The sequence below is a fragment of the Enterococcus sp. DIV0436a genome (genome assembly GCF_051711605.1).
Lineage (GTDB): Bacteria > Bacillota > Bacilli > Lactobacillales > Enterococcaceae > Enterococcus_B > Enterococcus_B faecium.
Genome location: NZ_JBIONA010000001.1, coordinates 533992 through 550780 on the forward strand (window position 1 = coordinate 533992; position 16789 = coordinate 550780).

A 16789-nucleotide genomic window follows, 5' to 3' on the forward strand; every position below is an offset into this window, starting at 1 on the left:
CTGAATGTTCCGAGTCTTCTTTTATGAACAAAAGAGTTAATCCTTTTGTTCTGGTTCATATTTATTATCACGCTTTAAGCTCTGTTTCGCAACAGATATCTCTACGTCGATATCATCTAGATCCTCAGCAACGAATTTTTGATAATCTTGTGCGATTAAAGCTGACAGCTGGTCGATGATCTGCGCGCTTTCTTCTAGTTTTTCATAGGTCTGTTTGTTTTTGATCTCATGGTCATTGATCTCATTATACTTATTTGTCAAATCAACTAGATTCGGCAGATGCGTATAAAGAAACTGACTTGCTTCATGCAGTCGGTTTGGTTCTTTCACCAATTCTTTGAATAAAGCTTTTGCTGCTTTGACTGGATCATGGCGGAGATCGATTGCTTTAAGTTTGGCTGTCTGCTGCATATTCATTTGCAATTGATTGATCTCATTTTTTGTTTGATTCATTGTTTGCCGAAAAAATGAAATTTCATTCGCTGTCATACCGCTTTTTTCATAGTGAGTTTCAAGTTCGTCAGTCAGTGCAGGAATTTCTTCTTGTTTTCCCTTTTTCCTGCGCGAACCAAAGAGTCCCCACAAAACTAAAACTACACCTATCAATAAAAGTCCTAGAACAAAAGAAAAACTATTGTTTCGGACAAAGAGAAATAGCAAGACCAATGCTAGAAGCCACGGCCAATTTCGTTTTATCATAATAAACCCTCCATGTCATTTATCGTTGAGTATTGAATTCTTTTCGTTATTCGATTACATACTTATTTTAGCATACGGACTACTAGAAAGAGTATCGGACTAAAGAAGGATTTTCTATATTTAGAGAAAATCTAAGGTTTATCTATGGTAAACTAATAAGGAGTTTTTGAGAAAAATTGAAAAATGAAAAAAAAGCAGTTATGATTACAAAGAAAGCAGGAGAAGATATGCTGAACAATGAGCAATTTGAAGAAAAAACAATCAGTCGCAAAGAAATCTATAGCGGAAAAATTATTGATGTTGCTGTAGACGAAGTTCGTTTGCCAGATGGAGGAACTTCGAAGAGAGAACTGGTATTTCATCCTGGCGGTGTTGGGATCATTGCTTTTGACGAACAAGATCGTCTGCTTCTTGTCAAACAATTTCGAAAACCTTTAGAAAAAGTGATTTTGGAGATTCCAGCTGGAAAAATCGATCCAGGAGAAGGACAAAATCCCGAAATGACAGCAGCTAGAGAATTAGAAGAAGAAACTGGCTATCGTGCGAAGTCGCTGAGCCATCTTACTTCGATGTATCTTTCACCAGGTTTTGCAAATGAAGTCCTTCATATTTATCATGCACAAGGGGTAGAGAAGGTCGAGAATCCTTTAGCACAAGATGAAGACGAAGTACTGGAGTTGTATCATCTAACTCTTGAAGAGGCGCAACAAGCGATGAAAGATCAGTTGATTTGTGATGCAAAGACGATTTATGCGATTCAATACTGGGAACTATTGACCAAAGGAAAGTAGAGGGATCGGCTTATGGCCAAAGGACCGCTTATTACGCGAAGCGAACTTCGCAAGCGACAACAAGCACAAGCAAGCGAGTCATTAAAAAAACAGCGAAAAGCAGAAACAGCTTATCAGCAAGAAGAAAAAAAGATTGCCAGCTTTTATCGTAAAGAAAGCAAAAAGAATAAACCAATCACGAAAACAAGGATCAGCGAACGGGAAAAGACGACCAAATGGAACTCTTTTTTGATGAAATCTCTTATTATTGTTATCCTAATGTTATGTGTGGTTTTTTTAGCAATCGCATTTATATAGAAAGAAGGAATTAAAAAGATGAAAATCGGTATTATCGGCGCAATGGAAGAAGAAGTAAAAATTTTGAGAGAGAACCTAAGCGAACCATTATCATGGGAACGCGCAGGCGCTTTATTTATTTCAGGTTCATTAGGTAACCACGAAGTGATCGTCGTACGTTCCGGTATAGGAAAAGTCTTAGCATCTATTACCACAAGTCTGTTGATCCAACAATACGGCGTGAACATGGTGATCAATACAGGTTCAGCTGGCGGAATCGGTGAAGGCTTACAAGTAGGTGACATCGTTATATCAGACAAAGTAGCTTATTTTGATGCAGATGCAACAGGATTTGGCTACAAACCAGGACAATTACCAGGAATGCCTCTATATTATGAAGCAAGCACATATTTGCGCAGTGAAATGGTTAAAGCAGCAAAAGCAACGAATTTGAACGCAAAAGAAGGATTGATCGTTACAGGTGATACATTTGTCGACTCGCCAGATAAAATCAAAGAAATCTTAACGAATTTCCCTGAAGCATTAGCTTGCGAAATGGAAGGAGCCGCTGTTGGACAAACAGCTCGTCAGTTCAATATCCCATTTTTGATCGTACGTGCAATGAGCGACACAGCAGATCACTCGGCGACACAAAGCTTTGACGAATTTATCGAAGACGCAGGCAAACGATCAGCAGAAATGGTGATCGAATTTGTCAAACATCTCGTATAAGGAGGACTAAGATGAACGCATTGATCTCGATTGACTACACATATGATTTTGTTGCAGAGGATGGAAAGCTGACTACTGGGACAGCAGGACAAGTAATTGAAAAAAAGCTGACTGCTCATACAAAGAAGTTTATTGATCAAAAGGATTTTGTCGTTTTTGCCATTGATGCGCATGATCCAAAAGATTCCTTTCATCCGGAGAACCGCTTATTTCCTCCGCATAATGTGATAGGAACGGGTGGACGGGAATTGTACGGCTCTTTAAAAAGTTTATACCAAGACTATGAGCAAGAGGAAAATGTTTATTGGATAGACAAACGGCATTATTCCGCTTTTAGTGGAACAGATCTAGACATCCGTTTGCGAGAACGCCAGATCACAGATATTTATTTGACCGGCGTATGTACAGATATCTGTGTGTTGCATACAGCAGTCGATGCGTATAATCTAGGATACAAACTCCATATTTTCAAAGATGCCGTGGCAAGTTTCGATCCCGTTGGACATGAATGGGCATTGAGACATTTTGAATCCACACTAGGCGCAGAAATTTTATAAAAAAACAAAGTAATTTGATAAAATAAAAAGCACAAAATAATAAAAGAAGAGCATAAAACAAACGACTTTGTTTTATGCTCTTTTTTATACGTTATTTTAAAAAAATATTATTCTTTTTACGTTAATAAATCTCTTTATTATCAACAACTTAAGTTATATTTTTTCTTTTTATAAAATACACTTATTATAATTTTGTTTTTTATTGACAGTAAAAATAAATTAGGTAATACTTTAAGTAAACGCTTTCTAATTTGTTGCGGGAGGAATACACTTGTTAAAAAAACGTATAAAATACAGTGCGCTAATGATGAATCTCCTTATGCTCAGTACCCCGGTTTTAATTTCTGTCGTTGAAGTTGCTGCTAACGAACAACAGTCTGTGAACGAAGGAAATGCACACGTGAACATTGAAGGGATGTCAACAATGGAGGAAGTACCAAGAACTAGTGAAGATATGGATACGGAAGAAGGAAATGATCCTATGATGAAAGAATCAGAAAATGAAAAGACAAAAAAGCAATCTGAAGAAGCAAATGAAGAGTGGAAAGGGGTTGTTTTCGGAGAAAGCACAAGTGCTAGTAGGTATGCCATTGAACCATTAGAAGACGGCGTGCGGCTCTCTTCCACGAATAACGGCGGAAAATTCCAGTCAAGCGGATCAGATGGAATGACCTATTATTATCAAGCAATCCCCAAAGACATCAACTTTAGGATGCGGGCGACGATCGAAATAGAATCTTGGACCTATACGAATGCCCAAGAAGGATTTGCTTTAATGGTAAGAGACGCAGTACCAAAAAATCATTTGTTTGGGCAGGCATTTTATTCAAATTCATTTGCCATACTAGGCAGTCGGATCGAATATGTCTGGGACTCGGATAGACAAGAAGTGGTCAACACGAGCGGCAGCAAATATACGATGCGACTTGGATTAGGGACACGGGCAATCACAGGAATATCATCTGAAGATCCGCAAGCTGCGCCAGCTCCTGGGAGTGTCTCAGTGGAAACAACACCTTTAGAGACTTCAGCAGGGTTCTTGGAAAAAGAAACAGGTTCTTATAATATATTCGGAAACGGTCATGGGAATCTGTTTCCGGCCACGAACTCGATTACTAAACTGGACGTAGAGATGAAAAAAACGAATACTGGTTTAGAGGCATATTATTACGATCCTGAAACAGGAGAAGAAATGGCTTCTAACATCATGTATGACTGGGAAAAATTATACGCTTCAGATGAATCGGTTATTTATGCAGGATTTGCTGCAGCAAGGAATATGACGATCAAGGTAGAAGGAATCGAAGTGGCTTACTCAGATCCTGCGACAGATCCTCCTGGACAAGAAAGGCCCATTCGCTTGATTGATCCGATTTACACTGTGACCTCTAGTAATCATTCAGGAAACCAAGACCATACTATGTCCTTTAGAGCAAATGCTGACGGATTATTAACAATCAAAAATCAAGCAACAGGAGAGGTACTTGAGAACGCAAAAGACTTGGCAATCACTGCAAATCGGGAATTTGATTATCAGACAAAACTGATGGAAGGAACGAACGAATTTACTTTCAGTTTTACACCAGATAAAAACTATCCGCCAGAAGAATACGTAGAGATGGCTAGTTATGAAACAAAAGAGATTCTGCATACAGTTGACTACCGTAAACCTAACTATTCGACAGTTTATGTAACACCGGAAGGGTCAGATACAGGAAACGGAAGCAGACAAAATCCGTTATCTCTGACGCAAGCATTGAGATACGCATATGCTGGGCAGACAATCGTCCTGGCTCCTGGAACTTATTCCTTTGAAAGAGGATTGACGATTCCAAAAGGAGTTAACGGGACAAGAGAAAACCCGATTCAATTGATTGCAGAGAAAAATCCAGAAAACAAGCGACCTGTACTTGATTTTAAAGGAACTGGAAATGGGATGACACTGTTTAGTCATTACTGGGTTTTACGTGGGTTTGACGTTACAAATAGTGCCGCTATGCAAAAAGGATTGCAGATTTCTGGAAACCATAATTTGATTGAAGAGATCCATGCTTATCGGAATGGAAATACAGGAATCCAAATCAGTGGTAGCTCAAATGATCCTTTCGAAGCATGGCCAGCGCATAACTTAGTCAAGAACTGTACATCTTTTGAAAATGCCGATCCAGGATTTGAAGATGCCGATGGATTTGCGGCCAAACTGACAATAGGAGAAGGAAATGTATTTGACGGTTGTATCGCGTATCATAATGCAGATGACGGTTGGGACCTTTTTGCTAAAAATGAAACAGGTTCGATCGGAAAAGTAATCATCAAAAACTCAGTTGCTTATCGAAACGGCTGGGTACCGGGAATTGAGGGAGAAGGTAACGGTAATGGATTCAAAATGGGCGGTTCTTCTTTAACGGGCCCTCATGAATTGATCAATAGTTTGTCTTTCGAAAATCTTGCGAAAGGAATCGATTCCAATAGCGGAACAGATATTATCGTCAATAGCAGTACAAGTTTTAATAACGGTTCATATAATGTGGCTCTTTATACCTCTTCAGCAGGAAACACAGACTACCATGCTTCTGGTATCTTATCTTTCCGAACAGAGAATCTTGAGATGAGAGAGCAGATCCGCCCATTGAATCAAAACGAAGATCAAATCTACCACTCGTTGAACTACTATTGGAATGAACGAGAGAAACAATCAGAAAATACTCTTGGACATACCGTATCAAAAGATTGGATCGAGTCTCTAAATACATGTTCGAAAGAAGGTCAGCAGCCTGTTACGCGCTATGAAAATGGAAGTATCCATGTTCATGGACTGATGCAGATTAAACCGGGGAATCGTCAAACAGTAAAGGAAAGAGTGGATGGTCTTCCATTATCTGTAGGTGCTATTTTTGACGGAGAAACCTCGCCGTCTTCGGAATATCCAGAGTATGCAATCGTACAAGAACCAAATCAGACAAAACCAAATGAACAAAATAATCCGATTATTATACAAGAAGCAAATGGTGTGGCGGAGAATGCAGAAGGAAATATCATTGAACTGAAGCCTTTTACAGTTTTTGTGTCAACTTTCACACCAAATCAAGGAACGCCTGTTTTTGAAGATATGCGTTATTTCCCAGAAAAGATCCAAATCGTTGAAACACAGTCAAGTGCTCAATTTTCTAATCATACCGCTATTTTTTCAGCACCTTCAAAAGGAGAATATACGCTAGAAGTCACTTATCGTTCGGAAATATTTGATGGGGAAAAATGGTCTGCTCATACAGAATCTGTTACCCAGCAAAAAGCGATCACTGTGCGAGAAACTGCCGATGTGCCCCCGAGAAATGACAAACCAGAAAGAGAAAATCCAGGAAATGAATCGCCAAATGGAAAACCTTCTCATCCGGATAGGACAGCAAAAAAAAGTAAAAAAGATGGCACTCAAGGACTCCCAAAAACGGGAGAATTTAATAACCCGTTGCTAGCATTAGCTGGAGGAATTTTGTTAATCGGTGTAGTTGTTTATGTCATGAAACAGCGAAAAAAATAAGTGGAATTTCTCCTTTTATGATGTAAAACAATTGACTGAGGAAAGTATAAATAGAAGGAAATGAGACCAATAGATGTCTCACTTCCTTCTATCTTTTTATAGATGAGGTTTTCCTTGCTGCTTTTGATTGGCTGTTCTTATTACTTGATGCAGGACAGCTTTTTCACAATCTCTCCACTAAACGGTGTTCAATCAGCTGACCCTCGGTATTAGCTCAACAAACGGCAAAATATGAGGAACTATTTTTCCGTTTTTTTCTCTAATACTCAGGTCAGGACGCTGATTTCACAACCTCTCGATAAACGGTGTTCAAAAGCCAGTTTCTCGGTAGTAAGTCAAATTTATGCAAAAATGTGGAAAGCCATTTTCACAAAATTTTTCTTACTACTTGAAACTAAGCGACTTTTTCACAACCTCTGATATACGGTGTTCAAAAGCCAGTTTCTCGGTAGTAAGCGGCTTTTTCACAACCTCTGGTACATGGTATTCCAGAAGTAACTTCTTCGAAAAATAAGCCGAAATGTCACAAAAATTTGAGAAGCAATTTTCCCCAATTCCTTCTTATTTCTTGAAGCTGACCACTTCTGGCACATCCTCTTACCAGATTCGCACTCTTTTTTCTGGCGCTAGATACATAGCGTCTTGTTCCGTGATACCAAATGTTTCATAGAATTCGTCAAGGTTTTTTGGTTGCACGTTTGCTCGGAGTTTAGCAGGGGCATGGACATCGATTTGCAGTAAAAGTTGTTGGTATTCTTTTTTTGCTTTTGTACGCCAAATCGTTGCCCAATTGACAAAGAATTCCTCGATAGAAAGATCTGATTCCGTTTTTGCTGCTTCCAATGCACAGCTTAGACCGCCTGCATCAGCAATATTTTCCGAAACGGTTAATTTTCCGTTTACTTTTCCGTCAGCAAAAGGCAGACCATCGAATTCTTCGATCATTGCTTGTGCTTTGTTTTGAAATTGTGTAAGATCTTCTTCTGTCCACCAGTTGTTCAAGTTGCCATATTCGTCAAATAAAGCGCCGTTATTATCAAATGCATGGGAAATCTCATGAGCGATAACAGCTCCGATTCCACCATAATTAGCAGAGCTTGATTGTTCTAGACTGTAAAATGGTGCTTGAAGGATCGCTGCCGGAAAGACGATCACATTCCGAAATGGATGATAATAAGCATTGATCGTGTCAGCACTCATTTCCCATTCTGAACGATCCACTGGTTTGTTCCATTTGCTGAAACGATCTTTTAATGTGAGTTTGCTGAAAACAAGAGTATTTGAAAGCAAAGTACCACCCTGATCTGCAGGTACTGTTTTGAACTGGTCGAATAATGCTGGGATCTTATCGGGGTAGCCTACTTGGATACCTAAGTTATTTAATTTTATGACGGCTTTTTCTTTTGTTGCATCCCCAAGCCAGTCATTTTCTTCTAGACGTTTTTTATAAACGGCGATCATTTTTTTCACCATTTGTTCTACGTCTTTTTTAGCAGCTTCGCCAAAATATTTTTTTCCGTAGTAATCGCCAACTACTTGATCGAATTGTCCAGAGGCAAGGTAATACGCTGCTTTTTTCTGAGGCATTGCTTCGTCTGTTCCAGACAATACGCGAGAATAGATTCCGCTGACTTGGCGGAATTCTTCTGATAAATAACCACTAAGAGAACGTACTGTTTTAATGATCATCCAGCTTTTGAATAACGGAAAATGAGCTTCTGTCAGGATGTCATTCAAATGATCGAAGTACACTGGATCAGTTACGATCACTTTATCTGGAGTTGTCCCAATCAAACCCGTGACAAGTTTTTTCAAGTCCAGTTTATCTGTGTATTGAATAAATGTATCAAAAGATTGCGGATTATACATTTTGCTGTAATCTGCGTTTTCTTCTGCACTTTTTACATGAGGAGCAATCAATTTATCAAATTGCACTGCTTGTTCCGTGATTGCTTCTGCCTGACTTTTTTCTTTGCCGGCAAGCTCTAATAACTGAACAGCCATATCAAAGAAAACGCCTATTAGTTGTGCACCGTTGGGATGGTCTGATGCATAATACGTCTTATCTGGAAGGAATAAAGAAGGCGGATAAGCAAAGAAGGCGTTCGTTTGCGCATTCTTCATATCTGCATCTACATCCAGATTAAATGGCAATGGTAATGTATCCAACAGCCATTCTGGAAATTGCTTATTCAATTCGTCGAAAGACTGCAATGATTCAATTTTTTCGATTATAGGTTGAAGTGGTTGAGCATGCAACTCATTTCTTCGGTCATAATCGTTTGCCAGTTGATAATATGCAAGGAAATGTTTCATTTTTTCTGAAGACACTTTTTCTGGATGGGCAAGCAGATCGTCTGTTTCTCCCATCAAAAGTTGGTCGATCCCGTCAACTAAATCTTGGAAACCGCCTGTAGCTGGTTTATCTGCAGGGATTTTTGCTGTTTTTTGCCATTCTTCATTGACTGCTTCATAGAAATCTTGTTTCAATCGTTCTTTGTTCATTCATCGATCGCTCCTTTTTTGTTTCGTGTGCCCATTATCTTACAAAATGAAGGAATTAACAAATAGAACATAAAAAATTGAAAATTCGAACAATCAAACTGATTTGTTTTTTTCAATCCTTCACTTATAATGAAAAAAAGGAGGCGATCCCAACTGAATCAAGTAGTGGATAAACCTTTATATTTCAAAGTAGATAAAAAAATTAAAAAATTAGCCAGCACTCAGCAGCTGCAGTCAAGAAAAAGTAAATTGCTTTTTTTAGCTCTGGTTTTTGAAGATCAAAGTTATGTGATTATCGATCAATCAGGACATCCGGTAGAATATTCTCCAGCAAAATATACTTATCAAGAGGGTCTTTCTTGTAAAAAATGGAAGCTGATCAATGAAGAGCCAATCGAGTTATCTAGATGGATCAACAGAAAAGAAGATATTCCCGCTTTGATCGAAGAAAAAAGGTCAGGAAAAGAACTCACAAATTGTTGGGTGGGATTGCCAGAAGAACGTTTTTTAAGGTATAAGAAATGGGCTACCCCCTCAGGCTATCTTTGTGGTACTTACGCGGCAGCAGTTCTGCTTGCCTATTATCAAGACTATCGTAAAGAGTGGATGCTTCCAAATGAGATTCGCAAGAAAAATACGGCTGATTCGATGGTTTTGACGAAGGCATTGCGTAGCCAGATCCAACCACTAGGACTTCCTACGATTCCTTTTCAGGTTAGTACAGGGATTTCTAGTTTTTTAAAGAAGAATGGCAATCATGAGCGTGCACGAGCAACTCTTCTAGGTTCATGGCAGCGAGCTACAAAACGTATACGTGAAGGCAAACCTGTGATGATTGGTATTTTGAAAGTACTTGGCAGTACATATGGCAATCATTGGGTGACAGCGTACGCTTATTTTGAAACTGAAACAGGAGAACGTTATTACAAAGTACACGACAACTGGGGCGATTATCATAAAGTCATTCCTGCCAGTTGGAGTAACGGAACAGTTTCACTTCCTTAAGAATTTGCTGAAATTAACAGAAAATCTTGGAAAAATATGTTAAACTATCGAAGAATAGAGAAGTTTTGGGGAGGACTACATGAGTAATAAGTATCAGGATGACACGTTGAAGATTTTTAGTTTGAATGGCAACCGTCCATTAGCTGAAAAAATCGCGAAAGTGTTCGGAACAGAATTAGGTAAAAGCGTCGTGAAGCAATTTAGTGATGGCGAGATTTCCATCAATATCGAAGAAAGTATTCGAGGGGATCATGTGTATATCGTTCAATCAACGAATGCACCTGTCAATGACTACTATATGGAACTACTGATCATGATCGATGCAATGAAGCGAGCAAGTGCGAAAACGATCAATGTCGTATTGCCTTACTATGGGTATGCTAGGCAAGACCGCACGGCGAAACCTCATGAACCGATCACTGCGAAATTGATCGCTAACTTGATCGAAGAAGCAGGGGCAACTCGAGTACTGACTTTAGATCTGCACACGGTTCAAGTACAAGGATTCTTTGATATTCCTGTAGATAATTTATTTACGATGCCGTTGTTTGCTCATTATTACCGTCAATTAGGTCTGACGGGAGATGACATCGTAGTTGTTTCGCCAAAAAACAGCGGTGTTCAGCGTGCACGTAGTCTTTCAGAATATTTGAACAGCACATTAGCCATCGTAGATCATGCAGATGATGCTTCAACTGAGGGTGGTTATGTGATCGGTGATGTTCAAGGAAAGACATGTATCATGGTAGATGATATCTTGAACACAGGAGCAACGCTTGCACGAGCAGCAAATGTATTAAAAGAAAACGGCGCAAAAGAAGTATATGCCTGTGCGTCACATGGATTATTGTCCGATCATGCGAAAAGTATTTTAGACAATGCACCAATCAAAGATATTTGTATCACTGATTCTGTTTTCACAGAAGAAAATCGTCATCCAGAAAACTTAACAATCGTTACATGTTCAGAATTAATGGGTGAAGCGGTCAAACGCATCCATGAAAATACACCGATGAGTCCGTTATTCCGTCTGGAAGAAAAAGAATTCGAATAAACAAAAAAAAGAGGGAAAGAAGTTGTGACAGAAGTGAGCAGCTTCAAGGAGCTGCGACAAGACTTTTGTCACAGCTCCTTTTTTCTATGCCCATGAAACGTCCTCTAGACAAAAATGAGCTCTTCTTTGGTTTGTTCGCTATTTTATGCTAGAATGTGCCTAGCAATAATTTGGAAGGGATGAATGAAGTGAAAACTATTTATCTGGATCATGCGGCAACTACCCCCATGCATCCACAAGTAATTGAAGCGATGACGGCAATCATGCAAGACACGTTTGGAAATCCTTCAAGCATACATGGATTTGGTCGCCACGCGCATGAAAAATTGGAAACAGCAAGACAAATCATTGCAGACAGTCTGCAAGCAAAACCTCACGAGATCATCTTTAACAGTGGGGGAACAGAAGGGGATAATACAGCTATCTTAGAAACAGCGTTCTCGCGTCAAAAAGAAGGCAGACATCTAATCACTACAGCTATCGAACATCCTGCTGTTCTTAATACCATGAAATATTTAGAGACAAAGGGGTTTGACGTTACATATCTGCCTGTAGATGAAAAAGGGAATCTGTCGATCGAAGAGGTCAAAAAAGCGTTACGAGAAGATACGATCTTGGTCTCTGTGATGTATGGGAACAATGAAATCGGAAATTTGATGCCAATCAAAGAAATCGGTGAACTTTTAGCGGATCATCCAGCTTATTTCCATACAGATGCGGTACAAGCGTACGGAAACCAAACGATCCATCCAGAAGAATTAGGAATCGATTTATTAAGTATCTCTGCTCATAAAATCAATGGGCCAAAAGGCGTCGGTTTCTTATATAAACGAGACGGAGTAAATATCCCTGCATTGCTTTTAGGCGGGGAGCAGGAAGAAAAGCGGCGTGCAGGTACAGAAAATTTAGCAGGGATCTGGGGTATGGCAAAAGCAGTTGAACTGCTGTCACCTGAAGAACGTGAAGCACGTAACAACAAATATAAAGGATTACAGCAATTGATTCTTGATACATTAGAAGCAAACGAAATCCCTTATCAAGTAAATGGTGATTTAACGAATAAACTCCCTCATGTGTTGAATCTTCGCTTAATTGGCGAAGCAAATGATTTGCTACTGATGAAGCTTGATCTTAATGGGGTCGCTATTTCTACTGGTTCAGCTTGTACAGCAGGAAATATCGAGCCTTCACACGTATTAGAAGCAATGTATGGAGAAGATACACCGATACTAAAAGAATCCATCCGTATCAGCTTTGGTTTGGGAAATACCGAAGACGACATCCAGTATTTCCTTGATCAATTAGTTCGTGCTGTCAAAAAATAACTAGTGAAGTCATTCTTATATGAACAGATGTCTGAGAGAACGCCTTCATTTTTTAGGGAACTTAACTGAAAAACCTAGTAAAAATCAGGATAAACTTTTATAATAAAGAGAAACTAATTTTATCGAGGTGAAAATCATGGCATTTGAAACAACAGCAACGGTACTGGGCGCACCAATTAGCTATCGTTTGCATCCTGATGCAAAAAGATATACATTGCGCGATAATGGATTTACAGAAACAAACGGAGGCAATTATCAATTGATCCGACCATTAGATGCCACGCCGCAAAGCAAAGAAGGATTCAAATTAAAAATCACTGTATCAAAAGATATTCAAACATTGAAAATGTCGATCACTACAGCAAATGGATTGAAAGCAGTCAATATTTTCAAAGATCCAAAACAGAAAATGAGCCAAGATAAATTTTATTTTCTGATGGATGGGATGATTAGCCGTGGGTTATTCGAAAAAGTCGAATGATCTGTGGATATAAAAAGACAACTAGTTTTGAAACGGCCTATTGTTAGATGACTAACTTTGTAAGGACGACGCAAATTAGTTGTCTTTTTTATTTTTAAATTTAACACATGTTGTTATTTTTAATATTTTGCTGATTTATTGTTTCTAAGTAAAGAAATTTAAATTGAAACGATTGTTATTTAGGGAAAAAGGTATTTTTTGAAAAAAGAATCCCGTATAATGATTGTTGTGCAAACGCTATACAAAATGAAAAAGAAAAGAGGGATGTTTATGGAAAATGAACAGTCGGTCGTTTTAACGAATTGGAAGAGAAATTATTTGTTCTTTTTATCGGGACAGTTTTTGTCAGGAATCACTAGTATGGTCGTCCAATATGCGATCATCTGGTATTTGACAAGAGAAACCGGTTCGGCGACAATTTTGAGTTTTGCTACTTTACTAGGAATGATTCCCATGGTTTTACTAAGCCCATTTGTAGGACCGCTAGTGGATCGCTGGGATAAAAAAGCTCTTTTGATTGTCACGGATATTATTGTAGCGATTTTCGCGCTTATTTTAGCAGTAGTCGGAACGATTTCAGAATCCTTCCCGATTTGGCTAGTTTTTGTGTCTTTGTTTATGCGTTCGGTCGCACAAACATTCCAAATGCCAACGATCCAGTCGATTATGCCGACAATCGTTCCATCTTCTCACATAACAAGGACGAATGGACAGTTAGGAATGGTCCAATCAGCGAATTTCATCATTGCGCCAGCTCTAGGTGCGGCTTTGTTTTCAGTCGTTCCTGTCAATTACCTTATTTTATTAGATGTATTGGGGGCAGTTTTTGGTGTCGGCTTATTGATTTTTGTGAAGATCCCAAAAGTTTCTCCTGAAATATTGGAAGTTCCGCTTACTATTTTTAAAGATGCAAAATTTGGGCTGCAGCAATTGATGGATAACAAAGGGTTATGGTACATAACGATCAATGGTGCATTTGTGATGCTGTTGTTCATGCCAGCAATCAGTCTGTATCCATTGATGACGCTAGATTACTTTGGTGGTTCCGTTGGACAGGCGGGAGCAGTGGAAGTAGTCTACGCAGTCGGAATGCTCTTAGGCGGTGCACTGATCAGTTTTATAGGAACATGGAAAGACCGAATGAAACCTATTATTATAGCCTACATCATTATGGGCCTGACGATCGGTGCAAGCGGATTGGTTCCAAACGATAGTCAAGGGTTCTTGTACTTTCTTATCTTGAATGCAGGAGCAGGTTGTGCAACGCCATATTTCAATACACTGCTGATGGCAATGATCCAGCAGAGTTATGAATCGAATGTTTTAGGTCGTGTCTTAGGGAACTTCAACTCTTTGATGAACCTGGCAGGTCCAATTGGATTATTATTTGCAGGACCATTAGCTGATCGTTTAGGGGTAGAAAAAATGTTCTTGTTTTCTGGAATCGGGATTTTATTATGCGGAATCGTTTTATTTTTAACATCAGCTGCCCGAAATTATGATAAAGAATTACAGAAAAAACTGGTAAAAGAACACCATGAGCAAAAAGACGAATAGTATGGAATGGAGTTGTGACAGAAGTCTTGTTACAACTCCATTTCTGATCCTAATGTTCCTGTGGCAATAAGCCTACTCAAATGAAAAATATGAGTAATTATTTTTATTTGTTTAATACTTGATATAGGGCAGTTTTTTCACGACCTATCGTACTTCCTCTTTGCTTCATAGATTTCTTTGATTTGTTGCTCAGATAACGGAGTGCCAAATGGTAGTTTTTCCTTTAAGAGTTCTCTTTCCGGTGCGTCTACGCCTACATTGACATCGTTCTCGATAGGTACGCTGTAATGATGGATATGTCCATGAAGATTGCGGATAGTGTCGTTAGGCCCGAGCAACATCGGATAATGAGTCAAGTAATATTGTTGATGGTCGAATTTAACGATGGCACCTACATCATAAAAATAAAATTTGGGACTTCCGTCAGTAAGCCTAGGATCATTTTTTTCTAAATAACGGAAAAAAGCGCGACTGTCATGGTTCCCTTTGATCAAGTGGATTGTTCCTTGCAGTTGAGTGACCAGTTCCAAAATTTCTGCATTTGCTTTTTCATATTGCGGATGCATAGCAAGGTCGCCTAGATGATAAACATGGTCGGTTTCTTTTATTACTGCATTCCAGCTAGTGATCAACTGTTGGTTCATTTCATCCACATTTGCAAAGAGCCGCGGAGCAAAGTCGTTTTTTCCTAATAAGCGTTCATGGAAAAAGTGCATATCACTGGTAAAGTAATTCATGTATCTTTTGCCTCCCTTTTTTCTTAGAGTAAACAAAATCACTTATCTGAGCAACTCATAACATCTAAAAAGAAAAGGTTGTAAATGAGACGTGCAGCTTTAAGCGATAAGAAGCAATTTTGAAAAATAGTTTTTCACAATTTACAAAATTATTCCTTATTGCCGAAAGGCTGGCCCTTTTTATGAGTATGCCAATTTTTTATATCGAATGCTCAAAAGATGAGTGATTTTTTGGTTGACTATCATGTTTGTGTACTGAATAGGTCCAGTAGAACAGTATTTTTACGACTTGATAATTAAGGGATGAAATTTTCAGAAATATGACGTATAATGTAAAATACTGAAAAGTTGCGACCTTCAACTCGTAGATGTTTCAGAATCTAATTGAAATGATGGTGATATCATGACAGACAACAGCAAAACACGCGTTGTCGTAGGGATGAGCGGCGGTGTCGACTCATCTGTAACAGCACTTTTGTTAAAGGAACAAGGATACGACGTGATCGGAATATTCATGAAAAATTGGGATGACACGGACGAAAACGGTGTATGCACGGCCACGGAAGATTATAAGGATGTAGCGAAAGTAGCTGCTCAAATCGGGATTCCTTATTACTCTGTGAATTTTGAAAAAGAATATTGGGATCGTGTATTTGAATATTTCCTAGCCGAATACCGCGCAGGACGTACACCTAACCCAGACGTGATGTGCAACAAAGAAATCAAATTCAAAGCATTCTTGGATTATGCAATGGATCTTGGCGCCGATTATGTAGCTACTGGACATTATGCGCAAGTCACTCGCGATGAAAACGGCGTGGTCCACATGCTTCGTGGAGTAGACAATAATAAAGATCAAACTTACTTCCTTAGCCAATTATCACAAGAACAGCTTTCAAAAACGATGTTCCCTCTAGGTGGCATGGAAAAATCAGAAGTACGGGCAATTGCTGAACGCGCAGGCCTTGCGACTGCTAAGAAAAAAGATTCAACGGGAATCTGCTTTATTGGTGAAAAGAACTTCAAACAATTTTTGAGCAACTATCTGCCAGCAAAAAAAGGAAATATGGTCACTCTTAATGGTGAAGTCAAAGGACAACATGCTGGCTTGATGTATTATACGATTGGTCAACGTCAAGGACTAGGGATCGGTGGCGGAGGAGATTCGCAAGAACCCTGGTTTGTTGTAGGAAAAGATCTAGCGACAAACACATTATATGTGGGGCAAGGGTTCCATCATCCTGCATTGTATGCCACAAGCTTGGATGCAAGTGAAATCCACTTTACGACGAATGAACCAATGCCAAAAGAATTCAAGTGTACAGCGAAATTCCGTTATCGTCAGCAAGACGTTCCTGTGACAGTTCGCTTATTGGATGATAATCGTGCAGAAGTCGTATTCGACGAACCTGTACGTGCAATCACTCCTGGACAAGCAGTTGTATTTTATGATGGAATGGAATGTCTGGGTGGTGGTTTGATCGACCACGCATATCAAGAAACAAAAGTTTTACAATACGTTTAAGCGATAT

General features: G+C 39.1%; 14 protein-coding genes. 11 read left to right on the forward strand and 3 right to left on the reverse strand.

From position 1 onward, the window contains the following. Nucleotides 1–36: 36 nt before the first annotated feature. Nucleotides 37–699 carry a 5-bromo-4-chloroindolyl phosphate hydrolysis family protein gene (locus IGL15_RS02505; RefSeq protein ID WP_002286764.1) on the reverse strand — a complete coding sequence of 221 codons (663 nt, stop codon included), beginning with the start codon at nt 697–699 and terminating at the stop codon, nt 37–39. 227 nt (nt 700–926) lie between these two features. Between IGL15_RS02505 and IGL15_RS02510 the strand changes: the two genes are divergently transcribed. From IGL15_RS02510 to IGL15_RS02530, 5 genes are all read left to right on the forward strand, one after another. Beyond that, nucleotides 927–1490 carry an NUDIX hydrolase gene (locus IGL15_RS02510; protein WP_002325125.1) on the forward strand — a complete coding sequence of 188 codons (564 nt, stop codon included), beginning with the start codon at nt 927–929 and terminating at the stop codon, nt 1488–1490. A gap of 12 nt (nt 1491–1502) precedes the next feature. Next, entirely contained in the window at nt 1503–1787 is a 285-nt protein-coding gene (macP, locus tag IGL15_RS02515) for a cell wall synthase accessory phosphoprotein MacP (RefSeq protein ID WP_002286760.1), read from the forward strand. An 18-nt stretch (nt 1788–1805) separates the two neighbouring features. Further along, a complete protein-coding gene (locus IGL15_RS02520) occupies nt 1806–2498 on the forward strand; it encodes a 5'-methylthioadenosine/adenosylhomocysteine nucleosidase (RefSeq protein ID WP_002291218.1) in 693 nt (230 codons plus the stop codon). Nucleotides 2499–2509: 11 nt separating this feature from the next. Beyond that, nucleotides 2510–3055: a cysteine hydrolase family protein gene (locus IGL15_RS02525; protein ID WP_002291217.1), complete on the forward strand. Its 546-nt coding sequence runs from the start codon at nt 2510–2512 to the stop codon at nt 3053–3055. Between the two features lie 271 nt (nt 3056–3326). Next, on the forward strand, nt 3327–6593 hold the full coding sequence (locus IGL15_RS02530) for a right-handed parallel beta-helix repeat-containing protein (RefSeq protein ID WP_104765200.1): 3267 nt from the start codon (nt 3327–3329) through the stop codon (nt 6591–6593). A gap of 597 nt (nt 6594–7190) precedes the next feature. On the opposite strand, the gene IGL15_RS02535 is transcribed toward IGL15_RS02530, so the two are convergent. Next, nucleotides 7191–9098, reverse strand: a complete 1908-nt coding sequence (locus IGL15_RS02535; protein WP_104765487.1) for a M13 family metallopeptidase — start codon at nt 9096–9098, stop codon at nt 7191–7193. Nucleotides 9099–9227: 129 nt separating this feature from the next. Between IGL15_RS02535 and IGL15_RS02540 the strand changes: the two genes are divergently transcribed. The 5 genes from IGL15_RS02540 to efmA all read left to right on the forward strand — a co-directional run bounded on the left by IGL15_RS02540 (nt 9228) and on the right by efmA (nt 14520). Continuing rightward, nucleotides 9228–10103 (forward strand): hypothetical protein, encoded by an 876-nt coding sequence (locus IGL15_RS02540; RefSeq protein ID WP_002291211.1) that lies wholly within the window; start codon nt 9228–9230, stop codon nt 10101–10103. A gap of 79 nt (nt 10104–10182) precedes the next feature. Then, nucleotides 10183–11157, forward strand: a complete 975-nt coding sequence (locus IGL15_RS02545; protein WP_002286741.1) for a ribose-phosphate diphosphokinase — start codon at nt 10183–10185, stop codon at nt 11155–11157. Between the two features lie 179 nt (nt 11158–11336). After that, entirely contained in the window at nt 11337–12482 is a 1146-nt protein-coding gene (locus tag IGL15_RS02550) for a cysteine desulfurase family protein (protein WP_002291210.1), read from the forward strand. Between the two features lie 136 nt (nt 12483–12618). Further along, entirely contained in the window at nt 12619–12963 is a 345-nt protein-coding gene (locus IGL15_RS02555) for a DUF1831 domain-containing protein (RefSeq protein WP_002286736.1), read from the forward strand. A gap of 270 nt (nt 12964–13233) precedes the next feature. Next, nucleotides 13234–14520 carry a multidrug efflux MFS transporter EfmA gene (gene efmA / locus IGL15_RS02560; protein ID WP_002291207.1) on the forward strand — a complete coding sequence of 429 codons (1287 nt, stop codon included), beginning with the start codon at nt 13234–13236 and terminating at the stop codon, nt 14518–14520. A gap of 137 nt (nt 14521–14657) precedes the next feature. Here efmA and IGL15_RS02565 read toward each other — a convergent pair whose 3' ends face one another. Then, nucleotides 14658–15257 carry a metallophosphoesterase gene (locus IGL15_RS02565; RefSeq protein WP_002291205.1) on the reverse strand — a complete coding sequence of 200 codons (600 nt, stop codon included), beginning with the start codon at nt 15255–15257 and terminating at the stop codon, nt 14658–14660. Nucleotides 15258–15660: 403 nt separating this feature from the next. On the opposite strand from IGL15_RS02565, the gene mnmA reads away from it, so the two are divergent. Beyond that, complete coding sequence (gene mnmA, locus IGL15_RS02570; RefSeq protein ID WP_010718311.1) at nt 15661–16782, forward strand: tRNA 2-thiouridine(34) synthase MnmA; 1122 nt, start codon at nt 15661–15663, stop codon at nt 16780–16782. Nucleotides 16783–16789: the final 7 nt, after the last annotated feature.

Excerpts from the sequence above, each read along its gene's own strand:
- IGL15_RS02505 (WP_002286764.1), bottom strand. The coding sequence starts at position 699 with ATGATAAAACGAAATTGGCCGTGGCTTCTAGCATTGGTCTTGCTATTT.
- IGL15_RS02510 (WP_002325125.1), top strand. The coding sequence starts at position 927 with ATGCTGAACAATGAGCAATTTGAAGAAAAAACAATCAGTCGCAAAGAA.
- macP (WP_002286760.1), top strand. The coding sequence starts at position 1,503 with ATGGCCAAAGGACCGCTTATTACGCGAAGCGAACTTCGCAAGCGACAA.
- IGL15_RS02520 (WP_002291218.1), top strand. The coding sequence starts at position 1,806 with ATGAAAATCGGTATTATCGGCGCAATGGAAGAAGAAGTAAAAATTTTG.
- IGL15_RS02525 (WP_002291217.1), top strand. The coding sequence starts at position 2,510 with ATGAACGCATTGATCTCGATTGACTACACATATGATTTTGTTGCAGAG.
- IGL15_RS02535 (WP_104765487.1), bottom strand. The coding sequence starts at position 9,098 with ATGAACAAAGAACGATTGAAACAAGATTTCTATGAAGCAGTCAATGAA.
- IGL15_RS02540 (WP_002291211.1), top strand. The coding sequence starts at position 9,228 with ATGAAAAAAAGGAGGCGATCCCAACTGAATCAAGTAGTGGATAAACCT.
- IGL15_RS02545 (WP_002286741.1), top strand. The coding sequence starts at position 10,183 with ATGAGTAATAAGTATCAGGATGACACGTTGAAGATTTTTAGTTTGAAT.
- IGL15_RS02550 (WP_002291210.1), top strand. The coding sequence starts at position 11,337 with ATGAATGAAGTGAAAACTATTTATCTGGATCATGCGGCAACTACCCCC.
- IGL15_RS02555 (WP_002286736.1), top strand. The coding sequence starts at position 12,619 with ATGGCATTTGAAACAACAGCAACGGTACTGGGCGCACCAATTAGCTAT.
- efmA (WP_002291207.1), top strand. The coding sequence starts at position 13,234 with ATGGAAAATGAACAGTCGGTCGTTTTAACGAATTGGAAGAGAAATTAT.
- IGL15_RS02565 (WP_002291205.1), bottom strand. The coding sequence starts at position 15,257 with ATGAATTACTTTACCAGTGATATGCACTTTTTCCATGAACGCTTATTA.
- mnmA (WP_010718311.1), top strand. The coding sequence starts at position 15,661 with ATGACAGACAACAGCAAAACACGCGTTGTCGTAGGGATGAGCGGCGGT.